The organism is Hephaestia caeni (genome assembly GCF_003550065.1).
Taxonomy (GTDB): Bacteria; Pseudomonadota; Alphaproteobacteria; order Sphingomonadales; family Sphingomonadaceae; genus Sphingomonas; species Sphingomonas caeni_A.
Map to the genome: position 1 here is coordinate 280,624 of NZ_QXDC01000004.1, position 18,033 is coordinate 298,656.

Sequence of the window (18,033 nt, forward strand, 5' to 3'; positions counted from 1 at the left end):
GGCTCCAACTGCAATAACTGAAACCCCCTGATGGTGTCGGTTACGCCGCAAGAGGCAGCTCCTCCTGCTCGTTGGCGGCCGCCGATTGGAGGAAACGCGCCAGCGCCGCCTTCCGGGAATCCCGATCGAGGGCATAGGCGGTCTGCTTGAAGGCGACGCCATCGAGAAGGCCCTTGATGTAGCCGGAGATGGTGTCTGCGGCCATGATGAGCGCAGTGTCGAGGCTATGGATGTATTTGCTCGTCACTGACCCCTTGGAGTGGCCGACCAGCGCCGCGATTGTGACCTCGGTGAAGCCGAGATCGTTGCCGATGCTGGCGAAGCTGTGGCGCAGGACGTGCGGCGTGACATCGGCCAGCGACGTGTCCTTGAAGATCTGCTCCCAGTGGTTCGGGAAGCTGCCGAAGGCGTTGTCCTCGCCCTGGCCGGGGAAGACATAGGTGCCGGTCAGGTCCTTGCAGCGTTCCTCGAGATATTCGACGACGGGAAGCCCGATGGGGCGGACGGAGGCGCCTTCCTTGCTGTCGACGAGGCGCAGGCAACTGCCCGCCGCGTCCACCTCGGTCCGCATGAGCCGGATCATCTCGGTGCGGCGGCAGCCGGTCATGGCGATCTGGCGGATGATGTCGACGGTCATCGCGTATTTCTCGGTCTCGGCCGCGTTTCGCAGAATGTCGCCCAGGATGTGATACTCGGCCTCCGTCAGACGGCGGTTGCGCACATTGTCCTTCGGTTTCTTCAAGCCGTGGGCGGGATTGCGGTCGATGATGCCGGCCTCGACGGCATAGGTGAGGATGCCGCCGAGCAGGCCGACAGTGCGGGTCGCCGTGCCCGCGCCGCCGCGCACGATGGCCTTGCCGCGCAGCTTCTTCGTCTTGACAGAGACTCGCGTCTTGCCGGCCATGATGTCCTTGAGGACTTTGTTGATGTCGGCCTTGACAAGATCCTTCACCCGCCGCGTGCCGATCAGCGGGATGATGTGCCGCTCAATGCGGCCGGCGTCGGTGACGATGGTCGACGGCTTCTTGGGACGACCGCCCTTGCCGAGGATCAGTCCCGCATTCAGGTCGGCGACATAGAGGGCGCATAGCTCCTTGACGGTGATGGCCTGATGGTCGAGCTGGCGTTCCTCGGACGGGTTCTCGCCCTTGGCGACGCGACCAAGCTGAACCTTAGCCTCCTGCCGGGCGGTCTCTGCCGTCCAGATACCATGCAGGCCGATGGTGAAGCGTCGCGTCCGGCCGGCCGCGCGATACTGGATGAGGTAGCTACGCTTGCCCGAGGCGAAAACGCGAAGGCCGAAGCCGGGCAGCTCGTCGTCCCAGATGAAGTAGTCCTTTTCACGGACGTCGGCGGCGTCCACTATGCGCTTGGTCAGTTTTGCCATGTGGCTTCTCCTCTGCTGGAGAGGGACTGTTTCCGCGGAAGCACTACGGAAGCAGCCGGATGAAGATCGGAGCGAAATTTTGGATAGACATTTCGGCGTAGAAAACCCCATAGTCCAGTGTTTTCAATGGGTTATCGTAGCCTAGCGTGCTCTATCGTGCATTTCGGATAGGCAGCCTAAATTGCTCCGAAGGCAGGGGTCACAGGTTCGAATCCTGTCGGGTGCACCAAAATCTCCAACAAAATCAAGCAGTTCAGACAAGCCGGCGGCCCCTCTTCGAGCAGTGATGTTGAGAAAACTCACCAGGGAATCACCAGATTCGGCGCAATCGCCTGAAATTCCTTCAGAAATTAGATGCTGCGTTCTCACCAGCCCATTGCAGGTGGTCGCGATCGGTAGTGCATGGCGTTTTCAGGGTGCTTTGGGCCATCCCGGCAGTCGGCGGCTATGCTGGGGGAAAGCCTTCCCCCTGACGCCCAGCCCTGTGAGTCTGGCCTATGAAAACCCGACCGGTCCCCCAGGGCGCGCGGCTGATCGGGGAATATGATCCCGAGGTGTCGTTCGTGCAGAACCGCGTCCTGCTCGCCTGGGACGGCTGATCCTACCGGGCGGCCGCTCGATCGTTCTCGAGCGCCAGCCCGGCGCCGTTGCAGCAGGTATCGCCGGCTTGCAGGGACAGAGCCGGCGAAGGCCGCGCTGATCTCGACCATGCTCGGGTTTGGTGCCGAGCTGGGCGCGGATGACGACGACGAGCTGACCCGCGCGCTGCGTCGGGCATTCAGGCCACCGTCAACCAGACCGGCCAGCAGATCGTGCGGCGGCAGTTGAACGTGCAGCCAACGCTCACCCCTCGGCCGGGCTATCCGCTTCGCGTCATCGTCATCCGCGATCTCGTGCTCGAACCACAGGGAGGCTCGCAATGAGCAAATTTCGCCTGCGACCAATCGTGGAGGACAAGCCGGTCAAGCTGACGGTGGAACTACCGGGAACATTGCTCAGGCATCTCGGGGACTATGCCAAGGCCATGCGAGCTAGAATGGTCTCACCCAGCCACTCCCCTTTGACCACCCATGCTGGCGCGGTTCATGGCAGCCGACAGGGGCTTTACGCGACATCGCCGCGCGCATGAAGATTGAAGGGGGTGCATTCCAGCCTTCAGTCGCCCGTGAATTTCTTGAATCGCTCCCTGCCGTCCGCTTCCTGAACAGCAGCGTCGGCGTTGGCGCATTCGTCTCCGCGCACCGAACCGTCCCGGCATTGCGCCACGATCTGTCGTGCTTCATCGAGATGCGCTGCGAAATACTGCGTGCCTCGCGGCTCGGCCTTCTCCGCCGGCCGGTCCGGGCTCGCGGCCACCACCGTTTGCCCGGCAGGCGCCATGATCGGGCGCAGGATGAAGCCCACTCCGAACCCTATTACCAGCGCGACAATTCCAACAATAACAACCATGCCCCTCGTCATGTGACGTCTCCTTATCAGTCGGTCCCGAAGGACAGGGAATAGCGACTACGCACGAAGGCGAGAAATCGGCGAAGGGCCAGCGGCGCCTTGCTGGAAGGTTTTGCCATAAGACGCCACTCGATCGCGACCATGGCAAGGCCGATGCCGGACCCGAGATAGAGCAGTCCGGCGAGCAGCCATGGATTGACGCCCTCGCCGAACAGCGCCGCTAAGGCGATGGCGAGTGGGGCGCCGGGCCACGTGACCCAGGACCGAATGGACATGATCAACCTCCTGTCACGGCGGGCTCGGCCTTTGGGGCACGCGCCGCTCGTCCATGCACGAGCCGATAGAGCGCCGGCAGCACCAACAGTGTCAACAAGGTCGAGGAGATGATCCCGCCGATAACCACCGTGGCAAGCGGCCGCTGAACCTCCGCGCCCGCACCGACATTGAACGCCATCGGCACGAACCCGAGGCTCGCCACCAGCGCGGTCATCAGCACCGGCCGCAATCGGGTCAGCGCGCCTTCGCGGATAGCGTCGTCGAGCGGGCGTCCTTCGGCGAGGAGCGACCGGATGAAGCTGACCATCACGACGCCGTTCAGCACCGCCACGCCGGACAGGGCGATGAACCCGACACCCGCCGAGATCGACAGCGGTAGGCCGCGGAGCAGCAGTGCCGCGACCCCGCCGGTCAATGCCAGCGGCACGCCTGAGAACACGATGGTAGCGTCCCTGACCGATCGGAACAGCCAGAACAACAGACCGAAGATCAACAGCAGCGTCGCGGGCACGACCAGCCGCAGCCGTTCCGCCGCCGAGATAAGTTGCTCGAATGTGCCGCCATAACTGATCCAATAGCCGGCCGGCACTTCGACCTCCGCGCCGACCTTCTCGCGCAGCTCAGTGACGAACGAGCCAAGATCGCGATCACGGACATTGGCGGTGACTACCACCCGGCGCTTGCCGTCCTCCCGGCTGATCTGGTTGGGGCCTATGGCGACCTCTACCTTCGCCACGTCTTCCAGCGGAACGAAGCCCCGTGGACCTTCGCCCGACGCGGGGAGCGGTATCCGCAGGCGGCCGATCTCGTCGACATTGCGCCGGATCTCTTCCGGCAGGCGCACGACGATGGCGAACCGCCGGTCGCCCTCGAAGATCTGCCCAACCTGTCGACCTCCGATCGACACCGCGAGAACATCCTGCACGTCACTGATATTGAGCCCGAGCCTGGCGAGCGCAGCGCGATTTGGGGTGATCTGAAGCACCGGGAGTCCCGTCACTTGCTCGACGCTGACATCGGCCGCACCGGGGATGCCGTTCGCGACACCCTCGATCGCCTTGCCCACCGTCAGTAATTCGTCGAGATCGTCGCCAAACACCTTGATGGCGACATCGGCGCGGACACCCGATAGCAGTTCGTTGAACCGCATCTGGATCGGCTGGGTGAACTCGTAGTTGTTGCCGGGGATGGTGAGCGCCGCCGCGTGCATCTCGGCGACGAGCTGGGTGCGCGGTTTTCGCGGATCGGGCCAGTCCTTGCGATCCTTGAGCATGATGAAGGTATCGGCGACCGAGGGCGGCATCGGATCGGTAGCCACCTCGGCGGTGCCGATCTTGGAAACGATCCGCTCGACCTCCGGGAAGCGCTTCAATCGGGCTTCGAGCGCCTTTTGCATCTGCACCGCCTGACTGAGGCTGGTGCCGGGGATGCGCAGCGCATGAAGCGCGATGTCGCCCTCGTCGAGATTGGGCACGAACTCCGATCCCATGCGGGTCGCGGCAAAGCCGGCGATGACAACCAGCACCACAGCCCCTGCGACAAATGCGACACGCAGCCGCAATGCCGCATTGAGCGCGGGCTCGTAGAGCTTGCGCGCCCAGGCCATCAGGCGGCTTTCCTTCTCCTCGACCTTACCCGAGACAAACAAGGCGACTGCCGCCGGCACAAAGGAGAGCGACAGGATCAGCGCGAAGGTCAGCGCCATGACAACCGTGATCGCCATCGGGTGAAACATCTTTCCCTCGACGCCCGTGAGCGCGAAGATCGGCACATAGACCAGCGCGATGATGAGCATGCCGAACATCGATGGACGGATCACTTCGGAGGTCGCCGAAGCAGCCAGCGCGAACCGTTCGTCCCGATCGAGCAGACGCCCAAGCCGGTGCTGCGCCTCGCCGAAGCGGCGCAGGCAGTTTTCGACGATGATGACCGCGCCATCCACGATCAAGCCGAAGTCGAGAGCGCCAAGGCTCATCAGATTGCCCGAAACGCCCGCCTGTACCATACCGGTGATAGTCATGAGCATGGTGATCGGAATGACCGCCGCCGTGATGAGCGCCGCGCGGATATTGCCGAGCAGCAGGAACAGCACGACGATCACGAGCAGCGCACCTTCGGCGAGGTTCTTCTCGACCGTCCAGATCGCCCGTTCGACGAGATCGGTGCGGTCGTAGATCGGCACTGCCTTCACGCCCGCCGGAAGCGCCTTTGCGGCTTCTTCAAGCCGCTCGGCTGCTGCCCGCGCGACGATCCGGCTATTCTCACCCGCGAGCATGAACACGGTGCCGAGCACCACTTCCTGCCCGTTTTCGGTCGCGGCACCGGTGCGCAGTTCCTCACCCATGCCGACATCAGCGACATCGGCGATGCGGATCGGCACCCCGCCGCGATTGGTGACGATGATGGATTTGAGATCGTCGATACCCGCCGCCTGGCCCGGCACGCGGACCAGATATTGCTCGCCATAGCGTTCGACATAGCCGGCGCCGACATTGGCGTTGTTGCGGTCGAGTGCCGACACCACATCGTTGAGGGTAAGGCCATAGGCCGAAAGCCGGTCGGGAAGCGGCGTCACATGATATTGCCGCTCATAGCCGCCGATACTGTTGACCTCGGTGACGCCCGGTGTGTTGCGGAGTTGCGGCCGGATCACCCAGTCCTGAAGCGTTCGCAGGTCTTCGGCCGTATAGGGCTTGCCGTCTGGCTTGCGCGCGCGCGGCTGGGCCTCCAGCGTATACATGAAAATCTCGCCGAGGCCGGTGGAGATCGGCCCCATTTCAGGCGCAACGCCTTCGGGAAGCTGGTTGCGCGCGGTCTGGAGCCGTTCGTTGATGAGCTGCCGGGCGAAATAGATGTTGGTGCCGTCGGCGAACACCGCCGTCACCTGAGACAGCCCATAGCGCGAGATGGAGCGGGTATATTGCAGTCCCGGCAGGCCCGCTATGGCGGTTTCCACGGGGAAGGTCACACGCTGTTCGGCTTCAAGCGGCGAGAAGCCCGCCGCTTCGCTGTTGATCTGCACCTGGACGTTGGTGATGTCGGGGGTGGCGTCGATCGGCAGGTGCTGGAAGGCCCAGACGCCGATCGCGCACAGCAGCGCAACAATGGTCAGCACCGCCCAGCGAAACCGGATGGCGCCGGCGACGATCCTTTCCAGTATAGGTGGGCGTTCGAGCAGCGCCGGGCGCGGAGGAGCGGATGTCTCAGTGGTCATGGCTGGCTCCCGATTTGTCGATGTCGGCACGGATCAGGAACGCGCCATCGGTCACATATTCGGTGCCGGCTTCGAGGCCACCGAGCACTTCGGTCCATTCGGGTGTGCGGCGGCCGATCTCCAGCATTCGCACCTCATAGCTATTGCCGACCTTGGCATAGACCACCTCGAAATCACGGAACCGCTGGATCGCCTTCGTCCTGACCGCTAGCGGCACATTGGCGGATGCAACCGCGAACGAGCCTTCGACGCCCATGCCGGGCCGGAACGTCCGCGCGGCGGATTCAGGCAGATGGACATGCGCCATCAATGTCTGACTGGCGACATCGGCTGTCGGCAGGATCGCCTCGACCTCCGCGTCCAGCCTGGCATCGCTCGACAGGCTGCGCAGCGCAACGCGCTGGCCGACGCGCACGCGCTCGACGTCCCGCGGATAGACAAAGAACTCGGCATGGAGCTTCGTCGGATCGGCAATCACGAACAGCGCGCGATCGCCGGTGTTGTCACCCACGTTGGCGTTCTTCTCCACGATGATGCCGCTGATCGGCGCCGTCACCGTATAGGTTTGGAGCGAGTGGCTGGATTCGACGCGGAGCAGCGCCTGCCCCTTGCGCATGGTCTGGCCAAGCTGGCCAGTCATCCAGACGATCTGCCCTGGCAGGCGAGCACGCACGTCGGCCTTACCCTCCGGCGTGATCTCGATGCGGCCAGCCATGTCGATCAGTTCGGCCACAGTCCCAGGACCGGCACGCTCAAAGCGCACTCCACCAATCTGGGCGGCCTGGGCCGAGATAATGGTCCGGCCCTCGTAGGAAGCGTAAGTCCAGTTGTGCGTGCGTCCGCTCTCGACCGCACGCACCTTCACGTCGAAGGAGTGCGGTTCGATGACCACGCCGCCGCCACGCAGATAATCCTCCTGCGGCGTAAAGGCGAAACGATCGACCTTACCGCCGAGGCGCGACAGCTCGATGGCAAGCTGCACTTCACCTGGCGCCACCGGCTTGTCGTTCCGGTAGGCATAGACATGGAACTCGGGGTCCGCGCCGTCCTCGAAGATGGTGATCTCGACAGCGAAATCACCATCGCGCAGCATCCGGCCGCGATGTGGGCCGCGTTCATAGTCGCCGGTAGCGGCAGCCGCCTCGGGCTCACCGGCTTCGGTGTCGGCGGTCGGGGACCCGCCGCATCCGGCGAGCAGGACAAGAGCGAGCACCGAGCCCGCAGACAATAGGAATCGTGTCATCGGCGGTTCTCCGCGCTGGAAAGATATGGGACGTGGCGGCCGGTCAGCCGGTCGAGCCGGGCGCCTGCGAGATGGAAGCGGCGCAGCAGCTCGACCCGGCGGGACCGCGCATCGACCTCAGCTTGCTGAGCCTGGTTGACTTCGAGGAAGGTGAAGGCGGTCCCACCACGCGCGAAGCCGTCGCGGACAAGCGTTACCGCGCGCGCCGCGCTTGGCAGCACTTCGCGTGCGATCCGGTCGATCTCGGTGGCAAGCGCCGCGCGTTCGGCAACGATCCGGTCGATTTCGCGCCCGATCTGTGCCCGCGCAACGGCAATTTCGGCTTCGGCCACCTGTGCTTCCGCATTGGCGCGCGCGACATTGCCACGGTTGGCGGCACGGTTGCCGAGCGGGATCGAACCTCCGACCATGATCGCCACGTCATTGCCTTGCCCGAAATGGCGTAGGCCCACCCGCGCGCTGGGGTCGCCGACATTGCTTGTCTCTGCAAGCCGGACCTTTGCCCCGGCGGCGTCCCGCTCGGCGGTGAGCAGCGCGAGTTCGGGGCCAACATCCGCCGGAGGCCGGGATCGTTCAACAATAGTGAAAGGCGTTGTGTCGAGGCTGTAATCGCCGCCCGTCGCTCCCCAATAAGAGGCGAGCGTGGTGCGGGCGATGCGGGCATTTTCGCGCGCCTGATCGAGCGCAATCCGGGCCTGCGTCGTGGTAGTCCGCGCCCGTTCGGCTGCGAATAGCGGATCGAGCGCGCGGCCCACGCGGCGGCCCACTTCGCCTTCCACCTGCTGGGCAGCGGCAAGGCGCTGTTCAGCTATGGAAATGACGGCCTCGGCCGCAAGCGCCTCAACCCACGTCGCTTGCACTTGCGCGAGCAGATCGAGCATCCGCAGGCGATTGCGCTCCGCAGTCACGCCAAGCTCGAAACGGGCCGCGCCGACACGCGCTTCACGCTTGCCGCCGCGCTCCCAGGTTCGTTCATACCAGGCGGTAGCCTGCGAACGTCCAAGGGAAGAATATGGGCCGGTGCCGGTGAAATCCTCTACATCGACGCCCACGACATCGCGTGGCCGCACATCGGCTTGAATGACGGCGGCATCAGCAGCCTGAAGCCGCGCAGCATTGACCGCCACTGATGGATCACCGGTGGCGACCCTGGAAAGCGCGTCGGATAGACTCAGGTCTTGCGCCGCCCCGACGGACGGAGCGGATAGAGCGGCGATGGCCGCGCCTATCGCAAGCGCGCGCCGCAAGCGCACCGGCTGGTGCGCAACGAAAATTGAAAACATGACAAATCGGCCTCACGAACAGGCGTGGCTACAGCCGCGCCTAATTCGACGCGACGGCTCTAGGTGCGATTTGCGATGGTCTTGGGGGGACGTTCAGGTCCGTGGGTCAGGAAGCCAGACATGCGATTATCGGCCGCCGGTCGGCCAGTTGAGGCCCTCAAGAAGATTCCCGGTGATCCACGTGACAGAGGAGCGAGCATCCCCGAGCCACTATCACCATGGTGGTGGTGCCCGGTTTCCGGCTGATGATCGGGAGCATCCCCCTTATCATCCAGAGCCGACGTATGAGGCTCGTGTTGATGGTCGCTGATTTCGGAAACGATTTTGCTGAACGGTAGATGGTTATGATCGCCCGATGCGTCTGATTGATGCTGAATGCGATCGACCACACTAGCCATGCTAGCGCTCGCGAAGACAAGCGTCAGCCCGATGCACAGCATCGAGAAAAATCGAAAAAACGATGGTCGCGACACCCTAATCACGACCATGAAACATAAGTTGCCGGCACGATAACGCAAGTGTCATGCGCGATGCTCACCCAGGCCGTTGTTATCCATTTCTCGTGATGATCCTCAATCATCCAAAGACCGTCGAAGAATAGATTGTCGTGCTCAACTGCCCTACCAGGCCAAGCCTGTGTGTCATCGACCACATTGACGACAGCACTAACGCACGGCCTCGCCGGTATTCCGCGATCGGCCAATCGTAGCGATCCCATCATTGGTCCGGCCTAATCGGCTTCGCCATCGGAGTGAGCTTGGCAAGGCGTCGTGGGAGGTCCGACTCGATCCGGCGTTGCTGATGCGGCTGGCTCTTCTTCCAGGCGCGAATTTCGTCCTTCGTTCGGCCGCAGCCCTTGCACCAGCCGGTTCGTCCATCGAAAACGCAGATGTCGATGCAGGGCGACTTCATGGCGACTGCATCTCGATGGTGAGATGGCGAAGCTCGTGGACCGGCTTGAGGCGCTTTTGCACCGTCGCGCGATCCACTGCACCGCCCGCCACTACGCTAACGATGCCGGCATGGGCGTCGGGTCCGACGCGCCAGACATGCAGGTCCGCGATCCGGGCGTCGCCGGGCGCTTCGACCAGTTCGCGGATTTCCTCGGCGACATGCTCATCGGTGCGGTCAAGCAGCACCCAGGCGGTCTCGCGCATCAGCGACCATGACCAGCGGGCGATCACGATGGCGCCGACCACCCCCATGACCGGATCGAGCCATACCCAGCCGAGGAAGCGTCCCGACAAGAGCGCGACGATCGCCAGCACCGACGTCAGCGCGTCGGCGAGGACATGGACATAGGCGGCGCGAAGGTTGTTGTCTTGGCTGCGCAGCCCAGCCACGGGATGGGCGTGGTCGTCATCATGCGCGTGTTCTTCGTGTCCGCGGCCATGTGGCTGCGCATGATGGCCGTGGGAATGGTCAGGCCCATGATCGTGCGAATGACTTCCCGCCAGCAGGAAGGCGCTGACAATGTTCACGGCGAGACCGATAGCGGCGACGATCGTCGCCTCGGTGAACGCCACCGTGGTTGGCTGGAACAGGCGGACTACCGATTCGACGCCGATGCCGATCGCAACCACTGCGAGCACTAGCGCGGAGGCGAACCCTGCCAGGTCGCCGACCTTGCCCGTCCCAAAGCTGAACCTTTGGTCCGAAGCATGCCGCTTGGCGTAGGAATAGGCGATCGCCGCGACACTGAGTGCTCCGGCATGCGTGGCCATGTGAAAGCCGTCCGCCAGAAGCGCCATCGATCCGGTCAGATAGCCGGCAATGATTTCGCCGACCATCATCGTCGCCGTCAGTGCCACCACCCACAGTGTGCGGCGCGCGTTCGCGTCGTGCGACGCCCCGAGGAAGACGTGATCGTGGGTGAAGCGATCGATGTGAGAAGCCGCGGTCATCATCGATCTTATTTCGAATAGCGACGAATAACGGTCTTCAATGCCTCTGACGCTCGGGAACGCTCGGCATCATCCAGGCCCGGCTTCGCAACATGCTGGTCCAGATGGTCCACGATGATTTCGTCGAGCAGACCGTTCACTGCGCCACGAACTGCCGCCACAAGGTGCAGAACTTCGTCACACGAAGCGCCGCGCTCCAGGCCGCGCTCGATAGCGCTGACCTGTCCTGCAATGCGCCGCACTCGTGCAATCAGTTCAGCGCTGTTCTCTTGGGTGTGAGCCATAGCATACCCCCCTAGCCTATACGGGCGCACAACGCCAGACCGCATTATTACGACGCGGCCGATATCGACGACCTCAGCCTAGATGCGCCAGCGCGCCGCCGATTATGGTGTAGCGCCGCAGCGCGCGTTACGACATTGAGGAGCGGGACGATGCGGTGACGGGCGATCCTGGAGTAGTAGGAACAGCGACACATATTCGTTATGTTTATCCGGCGCGGGGCACCCAATCCACCGTGCCTACTACGCTAGGCTACGCCAAATCCGTCCTGGGTCGCACAGAGCCGCCCGCTAAAAATAGCGGTTTCGTAGGCACGGCGGCGTGTCGCGGCAAAAGTTCGAATCGCTTCGGGTGATAGCCCATTGATCGACTGCTTCAGCCAACCTACTCTGCCGTAGTCGTGAAACGCATGTTCCCTTTCCTGCTCCTCCTTGGAGCCCTGATCGGCCTGTCCGGTCAGGAGATGGCGTTTGCCCGCGGACCGAGCATGATGAAGACGGTCGCGACCGATCACCAGATGGCCGACATGGAAGGCATGGACTGCGCCGAGATGATGGCACAGCCGCAGCCCCCGCAGGATAAGGGCTCAAAGCCCTGCAAGGGAATGACGCTCGACTGCATTGCCCAGATGGGCTGCGCGCTCCCCATCTTCGTGAAAGACGGTCCCGCGCCAGAGGCCGTCGCTCCGACTGTGCCGCTACCCTCCTTCTGGCCGTCCACGCCGCGTCTGGTCGGCCGCTCCTACGGCCCGGAACCCGAGCCACCCGCACGCCTGAGCTAATCGTCCACCGCGCGATAGCGTGCGCCGCAGCCTCAATGGGCTGACGCACCCGCTTTTCGCGCCCGATAGATTTCAGCTCAGGATAGTCATCATGAAGATGTTCACGCTTGCCGCCGCGACGATCACGGCCGCCACTGCCATGTTCGCGTCTCCCGCGTTCGCGCAGCATAGCCACTCCGCCAGTTGTGACTGCGCGATGATGCGCGGCGCAGCCAGCTAGGCGCGGACCCTGGCTGGTCCAGCGCATCTTGGTGACCAGGTCTGAGGAGCCGGCGGGGCGGTTATCCCGTCCCAACCGGTATCGCAGCACCGCTGTCGCAGGGACGAAGACCGGCCTGATCCTTTCCGATCAGGAGCTTTCCGATGAGGATATACATATTTGCGCCGCTACTGCTCGCGATCCCCGGCGTTGCCGTCGCCGACCCGTTGAGCTTCGATGATGCGATCGAACGTGCGCTCGCCGACGCACCTGGCATTCGCGCAACCGCGCTGGGCGTCGATGCCGCGCGTTCCGCCGCGCGCTCGGCCGATGCCTTGCCCGATCCGAAGCTGGCGCTCGGCCTCGACAATTTCCCGATCTCCGGCCCGCCGGCGGGGAGCTTCACGCGCGACGAGATGACGATGGCCCGGATCGGCGTGCAGCAGGACATGCCGAACCTCGCCAAGCGCCATGCCCGGCTTGGCCGGGCGCAGGCCGACATCACCGCAGCCGAGGCCGATGCACTGGTGCGGGCGCGCGACGTGCGGCTCGGCGCCGCGCTCGCTTGGACAGACCTCGCCTATGCCGGACGCCGGCTGAAGGCGATCGATAACCTGCTGGGGAGCCTGCGACCGCTGCTCGGAACCGCACCCGCCGGTGTCGCATCGGGCGCGAGCCGCCCCGCCGAGGCGCTGGAGAGCGAGCAGGCACTTGCGGCGCTGGAGGATCGGCGCAGCGAGATCATGGCCGATATCGGCAGGGCACGCGCCGAACTCAGCCGCTGGACCGGCGATCCCTCACCAGAGGCTGTGGGCGAGTTGCCCAGCTTCGCGGTCGATCCTGTCGCCCTTCGCACCGGCCTGGAGCAGAATCCAACCCTGACCGCCGCGCTGGCGCGAAGCGGTCAGGCCGATGCCGATGTCAGACTCGCACGCGCCGAAAAGCGGCCCGACTGGAGCTGGGACGTTGCCTATCAGCGCCGCGATTCGCGCTATGGCGACATGGTCTCGGCGGGCGTGACGATCAGCCTGCCGCTGTTCGCGAGCCGCCGCCAGGACCCGATGATTGCAGCACGGGCGGCGGAGGCCGGGAAGGCACGCGCCGAACAGGAGGATGCACGCCGCGGTCTTGCCGTCGAACTCGATACCGGCCTTGCCGATCATGTCATGCACCATGAACAATGGATGCGGGCCAACGCCACGCTTCTGCCGCTGGCCGAGCAGCAAGTGAGCCTGGAGCGCGCGAGCTATGCCGCCGGGCGTGCTGGTCTCAAGGACGTGCTCAGAGCGCATGTGGCTCTTGCCGATGTTCGGCTCATGACGCTCGACCGCGAGGCTGCGGTGGCCCGCGACGCCGCCCGCCTCAACCTCCTGTTCGGGAGTGACGATCAATGACTCACACCGCATCACCAAAAGCGCGCCTGGCCGCAGTCGGCGCGCTCATCGCCCTCATCGCCGGCATTGGTGGTTACGGCGTTGCGCAGCTAACCGGCAATTCAACCGAGACGCCACCTGCCGCTCAGGACGGGCGCAAGGTGCTTTACTGGTACGACCCGATGGCGCCCGCCCAGCATTTCGACAGGCCGGGCAAGTCGCCGTTCATGGATATGCAGCTCGTCCCCAAATATGCCGACGAGGCTGGCGGCGAGGCGCCCGGTGTCCGGATTGATCCCGCGGCCGCGCAAAGCCTCGGCCTACGCACCGTCGCGGTTCGCAGGGGCGAGCTGACAAGCAGTCTTACCGCCACGGGCTCGATCGACTTCAACCAGCGCGATGTCGCGATCGTCCAGGCGCGCGCGGCAGGTTTCGTGCAACGGGTTTATGGTCGGGCACCGGGCGACGTGGTCGGCCCGGGCGCGCCGCTTGCCGACATCCTCGTGCCCGAATGGGCCGGGGCGCAGGCCGAGTATCTTGCCGTGCGTCGCACCGGCAACGCGGCGTTGGCGCAGGCGGCCCGGCAGCGGCTCGCTTTGCTCGGTATGCCCGCCAGCACGATCGCGTCGGTTGAGCGCGGCGGACGGCCGCATGACGTGATTACCATCTCCACTCCGACGGGAGGTGTCATCAAAACGCTCGGTGTCCGTGCGGGCATGAGCGTGACGGCCGGCCAGACCCTGGCCGAGATCAACGGCCTTGGCACGGTCTGGCTCAACGCCGCCGTGCCCGAGGCCGTCGCCGGCCAGCTCAAGATCGGTCAATCGGCCCAAGCGACACTGGCGGCCTTCCCCGGCGAGACGCTCTTCGGGCGGGTGTCGGCGATCCTGCCAGAAACGCAAACCGACAGCCGAACACTGACCGTCAGGATCGAGTTGCTCAACAGGGGCGGCCGCCTGCGGCCGGGCATGTTCGCGTCCGTGTCATTCGGCGGCGGCGCGCAACCGGCCCTACTCGTGCCGTCCGAGGCCCTGATCCGCACAGGCAAGCGCACGCTTGTCATGCTCGCGCTCGACAAGGGCCGCTACCGGCCTGCCGAGGTGCAGACCGGGCGTGAATCCGGCGCGGACACCGAGATCCTCGCAGGCTTGAGCGAAGGCGAGAAGGTTGTCGCGTCGGGCCAGTTCCTGATCGATTCCGAGGCGAGCCTGTCGGGAGTGGATGCTCGCCCGATCGGTGGCGCCACGCCGACGGTAGCCGCCAAGCCATCATCAACCGAATCTCTCCATGAGACGACGGGCAAGATTGAGGAGATCACCACCAACACCGTGACGCTCAGCCACGAGCCGGTGCCGGCCATCGGCTGGCCCGCGATGACGATGACTTTCCAGCTCGGCAACCCTGCACTGGCGCGTGGCTTGAAGAAAGGCGATCGCGTTCGCTTCTCCTTCGATCAGCCGCCGGCCGGCCCGACGGTGCGGCGCATGGTGAAGGTGGCGGGTCAATGATCGCGGCCCTCATCCGCTGGTCGGTCCGCAACCGCTTCTTCGTCCTGCTCGGCGTGCTAGCGTTGGCGGCGGCCGGACTGTGGGCGGTGCGCTCGACCGCGATCGACGCGCTGCCGGATCTCTCCGACACGCAGGTCATCATCCGCACGAGCTATCCCGGCCAGGCACCGCAGATCGTCGAGAACCAGGTCACTTATCCGCTCACCACCACGATGCTGTCCGTGCCCGGCGCGAAGACGGTGCGCGGCTATTCCTTCTTCGGCGACAGCTTCGTCTATGTGATCTTCGAGGACGGCACCGACCTATATTGGGCGCGCAGCCGCGTGCTCGAATATCTCAATCAGGTGCAAGGCCGATTGCCGGAAACCGCCCGCAGCGCGCTCGGCCCGGATGCAACCGGGGTCGGCTGGGTCTATGAATATGCGCTGGTCGATCGCAGCGGTCGGCACGATCTGTCGCAGCTTCGATCCTTGCAGGACTGGTTCCTCCGCTACGAGCTGAAGACCGTGACCGGCGTCGCCGAGGTCGCGAGCATCGGCGGGATGGTGAAGCAGTATCAGGTCGTGCTCGATCCCGTGAAGCTCACCGCCTACGGTATTACCCACCAACAGGCCGTCGAGGCGATCCGCAACGCCAATCAGGAAGTCGGCGGATCGGTGCTGGAGCTGGCTGAGGCCGAATATATGGTTCGGGCGTCAGGCTATCTGAAGACGCTCGACGACTTCCGCGCCATTCCGCTCCGTACCGCAGCGGGCGGTGTGCCGGTGACGCTTGGCGAGGTCGCCACGATCCAGATCGGCCCCGAGATGCGGCGCGGCATCGCCGAGCTGAACGGCGAAGGCGAAGTGGCGGGCGGCGTGGCTATCCTGCGCTCGGGGAAGAACGCCCGCGAGACGATCGCGGCGGTCAAGGACAAGATCGCCACCTTGAAAGCGAGCCTGCCGCCCGGCGTCGAGATCGTCACCACCTATGATCGCTCCCAGCTCATCGACCGTGCAGTGGAGAATTTGACGCACAAGCTGATCGAGGAGTTCATCGTCGTAGCATTGGTCTGCGCATTGTTCCTCTGGCACGTTCGCTCGGCGCTGGTCGCGATCCTGACCTTGCCACTGGGCGTGCTCGCGGCGTTCGTCGTCATGCGGTTCCAGGGGGTTAATGCCAACATCATGTCGCTCGGCGGCATCGCCATCGCCATCGGCGCGATGGTCGACGCGGCGGTGGTGATGATCGAGAACGCGCACAAGAAGATCGAGCGCTGGGAGCATGATCATCCCGGCGAGACGCTGGCTGGCGAGACACGCTGGACGGTCATCACCGACGCCGCCGCCGAAGTTGGCCCGGCCCTGTTCTTCAGCCTCGTCATCATCACGCTCTCCTTCATCCCCGTGTTCACGCTGGAAGCGCAGGAGGGCCGGTTGTTCGCGCCGCTCGCCTTCACAAAGACCTATGCGATGGCGGGCGCGGCGATCCTGTCGGTGACTTTGGTGCCGGTGCTGATGGGCTGGCTGATCCGCGGCCGTATCCCGGCCGAGCAGGCAAATCCGATCAACCGCGCGCTCACCGCCCTCTATCGTCCCGCGCTCGATTGGACGATGCGGCGGCCAAAGACGGTGCTGCTGATCGCCGCTTTAGTCTTCACTACCACCGCCTTTCCGCTGTCGCGATTGGGGGGCGAATTCATGCCTAATCTTGACGAAGGCGACCTGCTCTACATGCCGTCGGCATTGCCGGGCCTCTCAGCGGCGAAGGCGTCCGAGCTGCTCCAGCAGACCGACCGGCTCATCAAGACCGTACCCGAGGTACAGAGCGTGTTCGGCAAGGCCGGCCGCGCGGAGAGCGCGACCGATCCGGCACCGCTGGAGATGTTCGAGACCACCATCCAGTTCAAGCCCCGCGACCAGTGGCGACCGGGCATGACCCCCGACAGGCTCGTCGAGGAGTTGGACCGCACGGTAAAGCTGCCCGGCCTCGTCAATGTCTGGGTGCCGCCGATCCGCAACCGCATCGATATGCTCGCGACCGGGATCAAGAGCCCGATCGGGGTCAAGGTCTCGGGCGCCGATCTCGCCCAGCTCGACCGCATCGCCCATGATGTCGAGACAGCGGCAAAAACGGTGCCGGGCGTCAGCTCGGCGCTGGCCGAGCGGCTGACCGGCGGACGCTATGTCGACGTCGACATCGATCGTGCAGTCGCTGCGCGTTACGGGCTCAACATCGCCGACGTGCAGGCGATCGTCTCGGGTGCGATCGGTGGCGAGACCATCGGCGAGACGGTTGAGGGCCTGGCGCGCTATCCGATCAGCGTGCGCTATCCGCGCGAGCTGCGCGACAGTCTCGAAGGGCTGCGCGCGCTACCGGTACTTACCCCTTCGGGCCAGCAGATCACTCTCGGCACTGTGGCGAACGTCTCGATCACCGAAGGGCCGCCGATGCTCAAGACCGAGAACGCCCGGCCCTCGACCTGGGTCTATGTCGATGTGCGCGACCGTGATTTGGCATCGGTCGTCGGCGATCTTCAGCGCGCCGTGGCGAAACAGGTGAGGCTCTCGCCGGGCGTCAGCATCGCTTACTCCGGCCAGTTCGAGTACCTCGAACGCGCGGTTGCCAAGCTGAAGCTGGTCGTTCCCGCGACACTGCTGATCATTTTCGTGCTGCTGTACTTGATCTTCCGGCGCTTCGATGAGGCGGCGTTGATCATGGGCACGCTGCCGTTCGCGCTGACCGGCGGCATCTGGACGCTTTGGCTGCTCGGCTTCAATCAATCGGTCGCGACCGGGGTTGGGTTCATCGCGCTCGCCGGGGTCTCAGCCGAGTTCGGCGTGGTGATGCTGATCTACCTCAAGCACGCCTATGAAGATCGCGGCCCGGACCCGGATGCGGCTCAGGTCGAAACAGCGGTGCGCGAGGGTGCGCTTCTGCGGGTCCGGCCCAAGGCGATGACGGTGGCGGTCATCCTTGCCGGCCTGCTGCCGATCCTCTTCGGATCGGGCGCGGGCTCGGAAGTGATGAGCCGGATCGCTGCCCCGATGATCGGCGGCATGCTGACCGCGCCGCTGCTCTCGATGTTCGTCCTTCCCGCCGCCTATCTGCTGCTGCGCCGGCCGAAGACCAAACCCATCCACCAGCCCGTTTAA

At 64.5% G+C, this 18,033-nt stretch carries 15 protein-coding genes and 2 pseudogenes; 8 read left to right on the forward strand and 9 right to left on the reverse strand.

What is annotated here, in order from left to right; all coding sequences use genetic code 11:
- Positions 1-40: 40 nt before the first annotated feature.
- The gene (locus tag DFR49_RS15860; RefSeq protein WP_119036670.1) at positions 41-1,387 is read right to left on the reverse strand and encodes a tyrosine-type recombinase/integrase; all 1,347 of its coding nucleotides are present in this window, start codon (positions 1,385-1,387) and stop codon (positions 41-43) included.
- 512 nt (positions 1,388-1,899) lie between these two features.
- Between DFR49_RS15860 and DFR49_RS15865 the strand changes: the two are divergent.
- The 3 genes and pseudogenes from DFR49_RS15865 to DFR49_RS22405 form a co-directional block, all read left to right on the forward strand.
- A pseudogene (locus DFR49_RS15865) lies at positions 1,900-2,310 on the forward strand (TraB/TrbI/VirB10 family type IV secretion system protein); the annotation flags it as partial.
- A pseudogene (locus DFR49_RS22400) lies at positions 2,307-2,372 on the forward strand (DUF2274 domain-containing protein); the annotation flags it as partial. The pseudogenes DFR49_RS15865 and DFR49_RS22400, both read left to right, overlap by 4 nt.
- 100 nt (positions 2,373-2,472) lie before the next feature.
- A complete protein-coding gene (locus tag DFR49_RS22405) occupies positions 2,473-2,523 on the forward strand; it encodes a hypothetical protein (RefSeq protein ID WP_281271802.1) in 51 nt (16 codons plus the stop codon).
- A gap of 19 nt (positions 2,524-2,542) precedes the next feature.
- Here the strand turns inward: DFR49_RS22405 and DFR49_RS15875 are convergent, their stop codons facing one another.
- From DFR49_RS15875 to DFR49_RS15910, 8 genes are all read right to left on the reverse strand, one after another.
- Positions 2,543-2,848 carry a hypothetical protein gene (locus DFR49_RS15875; protein WP_119036671.1) on the reverse strand — a complete coding sequence of 102 codons (306 nt, stop codon included), beginning with the start codon at positions 2,846-2,848 and terminating at the stop codon, positions 2,543-2,545.
- A gap of 14 nt (positions 2,849-2,862) precedes the next feature.
- Positions 2,863-3,111 (reverse strand): hypothetical protein, encoded by a 249-nt coding sequence (locus DFR49_RS15880; protein ID WP_119036672.1) that lies wholly within the window; start codon positions 3,109-3,111, stop codon positions 2,863-2,865.
- 2 nt (positions 3,112-3,113) lie between these two features.
- Complete coding sequence (locus DFR49_RS15885; RefSeq protein WP_119036673.1) at positions 3,114-6,326, reverse strand: efflux RND transporter permease subunit; 3,213 nt, start codon at positions 6,324-6,326, stop codon at positions 3,114-3,116.
- Complete coding sequence (locus tag DFR49_RS15890; RefSeq protein ID WP_119036674.1) at positions 6,316-7,569, reverse strand: efflux RND transporter periplasmic adaptor subunit; 1,254 nt, start codon at positions 7,567-7,569, stop codon at positions 6,316-6,318. Before DFR49_RS15890 ends, DFR49_RS15885 begins: the two co-directional genes overlap by 11 nt.
- Positions 7,566-8,852, reverse strand: coding sequence for a TolC family protein (locus DFR49_RS15895; protein ID WP_119036675.1), 1,287 nt, complete (start codon positions 8,850-8,852; stop codon positions 7,566-7,568). The genes DFR49_RS15890 and DFR49_RS15895 overlap by 4 nt, the downstream gene beginning before the upstream one ends.
- A gap of 717 nt (positions 8,853-9,569) precedes the next feature.
- Complete coding sequence (locus tag DFR49_RS15900; RefSeq protein ID WP_119036676.1) at positions 9,570-9,764, reverse strand: DUF1289 domain-containing protein; 195 nt, start codon at positions 9,762-9,764, stop codon at positions 9,570-9,572.
- Positions 9,761-10,756 (reverse strand): CDF family Co(II)/Ni(II) efflux transporter DmeF, encoded by a 996-nt coding sequence (gene dmeF / locus DFR49_RS15905; RefSeq protein ID WP_119037243.1) that lies wholly within the window; start codon positions 10,754-10,756, stop codon positions 9,761-9,763. Before dmeF ends, DFR49_RS15900 begins: the two co-directional genes overlap by 4 nt.
- A gap of 8 nt (positions 10,757-10,764) precedes the next feature.
- Positions 10,765-11,040, reverse strand: a complete 276-nt coding sequence (locus DFR49_RS15910) for a metal/formaldehyde-sensitive transcriptional repressor (protein WP_119037244.1) — start codon at positions 11,038-11,040, stop codon at positions 10,765-10,767.
- 407 nt (positions 11,041-11,447) lie between these two features.
- Between DFR49_RS15910 and DFR49_RS15915 the strand changes: the two genes are divergently transcribed.
- The 5 genes from DFR49_RS15915 (at position 11,448) to DFR49_RS15935 (ending at position 18,033) form a co-directional block, all read left to right on the forward strand.
- A complete protein-coding gene (locus tag DFR49_RS15915; RefSeq protein WP_211325918.1) occupies positions 11,448-11,819 on the forward strand; it encodes a hypothetical protein in 372 nt (123 codons plus the stop codon).
- 91 nt (positions 11,820-11,910) lie between these two features.
- Complete coding sequence (locus tag DFR49_RS22410; RefSeq protein ID WP_281271785.1) at positions 11,911-12,039, forward strand: hypothetical protein; 129 nt, start codon at positions 11,911-11,913, stop codon at positions 12,037-12,039.
- A 143-nt stretch (positions 12,040-12,182) separates the two neighbouring features.
- Positions 12,183-13,412 (forward strand): TolC family protein, encoded by a 1,230-nt coding sequence (locus DFR49_RS15925; protein WP_119036679.1) that lies wholly within the window; start codon positions 12,183-12,185, stop codon positions 13,410-13,412.
- Complete coding sequence (locus DFR49_RS15930; RefSeq protein WP_119036680.1) at positions 13,409-14,899, forward strand: efflux RND transporter periplasmic adaptor subunit; 1,491 nt, start codon at positions 13,409-13,411, stop codon at positions 14,897-14,899. Before DFR49_RS15925 ends, DFR49_RS15930 begins: the two co-directional genes overlap by 4 nt.
- On the forward strand, positions 14,896-18,033 hold the full coding sequence (locus tag DFR49_RS15935; protein WP_119036681.1) for an efflux RND transporter permease subunit: 3,138 nt from the start codon (positions 14,896-14,898) through the stop codon (positions 18,031-18,033). The genes DFR49_RS15930 and DFR49_RS15935 overlap by 4 nt, the downstream gene beginning before the upstream one ends.

Coding starts and splice junctions, on each gene's coding strand:
- DFR49_RS15860 (WP_119036670.1), bottom strand. CDS start 1,387: ATGGCAAAACTGACCAAGCGCATAGTGGACGCCGCCGACGTCCGTGAA.
- DFR49_RS15875 (WP_119036671.1), bottom strand. CDS start 2,848: ATGACGAGGGGCATGGTTGTTATTGTTGGAATTGTCGCGCTGGTAATA.
- DFR49_RS15880 (WP_119036672.1), bottom strand. CDS start 3,111: ATGTCCATTCGGTCCTGGGTCACGTGGCCCGGCGCCCCACTCGCCATC.
- DFR49_RS15885 (WP_119036673.1), bottom strand. CDS start 6,326: ATGACCACTGAGACATCCGCTCCTCCGCGCCCGGCGCTGCTCGAACGC.
- DFR49_RS15890 (WP_119036674.1), bottom strand. CDS start 7,569: ATGACACGATTCCTATTGTCTGCGGGCTCGGTGCTCGCTCTTGTCCTG.
- DFR49_RS15895 (WP_119036675.1), bottom strand. CDS start 8,852: ATGTTTTCAATTTTCGTTGCGCACCAGCCGGTGCGCTTGCGGCGCGCG.
- DFR49_RS15900 (WP_119036676.1), bottom strand. CDS start 9,764: ATGAAGTCGCCCTGCATCGACATCTGCGTTTTCGATGGACGAACCGGC.
- dmeF (WP_119037243.1), bottom strand. CDS start 10,756: ATGACCGCGGCTTCTCACATCGATCGCTTCACCCACGATCACGTCTTC.
- DFR49_RS15910 (WP_119037244.1), bottom strand. CDS start 11,040: ATGGCTCACACCCAAGAGAACAGCGCTGAACTGATTGCACGAGTGCGG.
- DFR49_RS15915 (WP_211325918.1), top strand. CDS start 11,448: ATGTTCCCTTTCCTGCTCCTCCTTGGAGCCCTGATCGGCCTGTCCGGT.
- DFR49_RS22410 (WP_281271785.1), top strand. CDS start 11,911: ATGAAGATGTTCACGCTTGCCGCCGCGACGATCACGGCCGCCACTGCC.
- DFR49_RS15925 (WP_119036679.1), top strand. CDS start 12,183: ATGAGGATATACATATTTGCGCCGCTACTGCTCGCGATCCCCGGCGTT.
- DFR49_RS15930 (WP_119036680.1), top strand. CDS start 13,409: ATGACTCACACCGCATCACCAAAAGCGCGCCTGGCCGCAGTCGGCGCG.
- DFR49_RS15935 (WP_119036681.1), top strand. CDS start 14,896: ATGATCGCGGCCCTCATCCGCTGGTCGGTCCGCAACCGCTTCTTCGTC.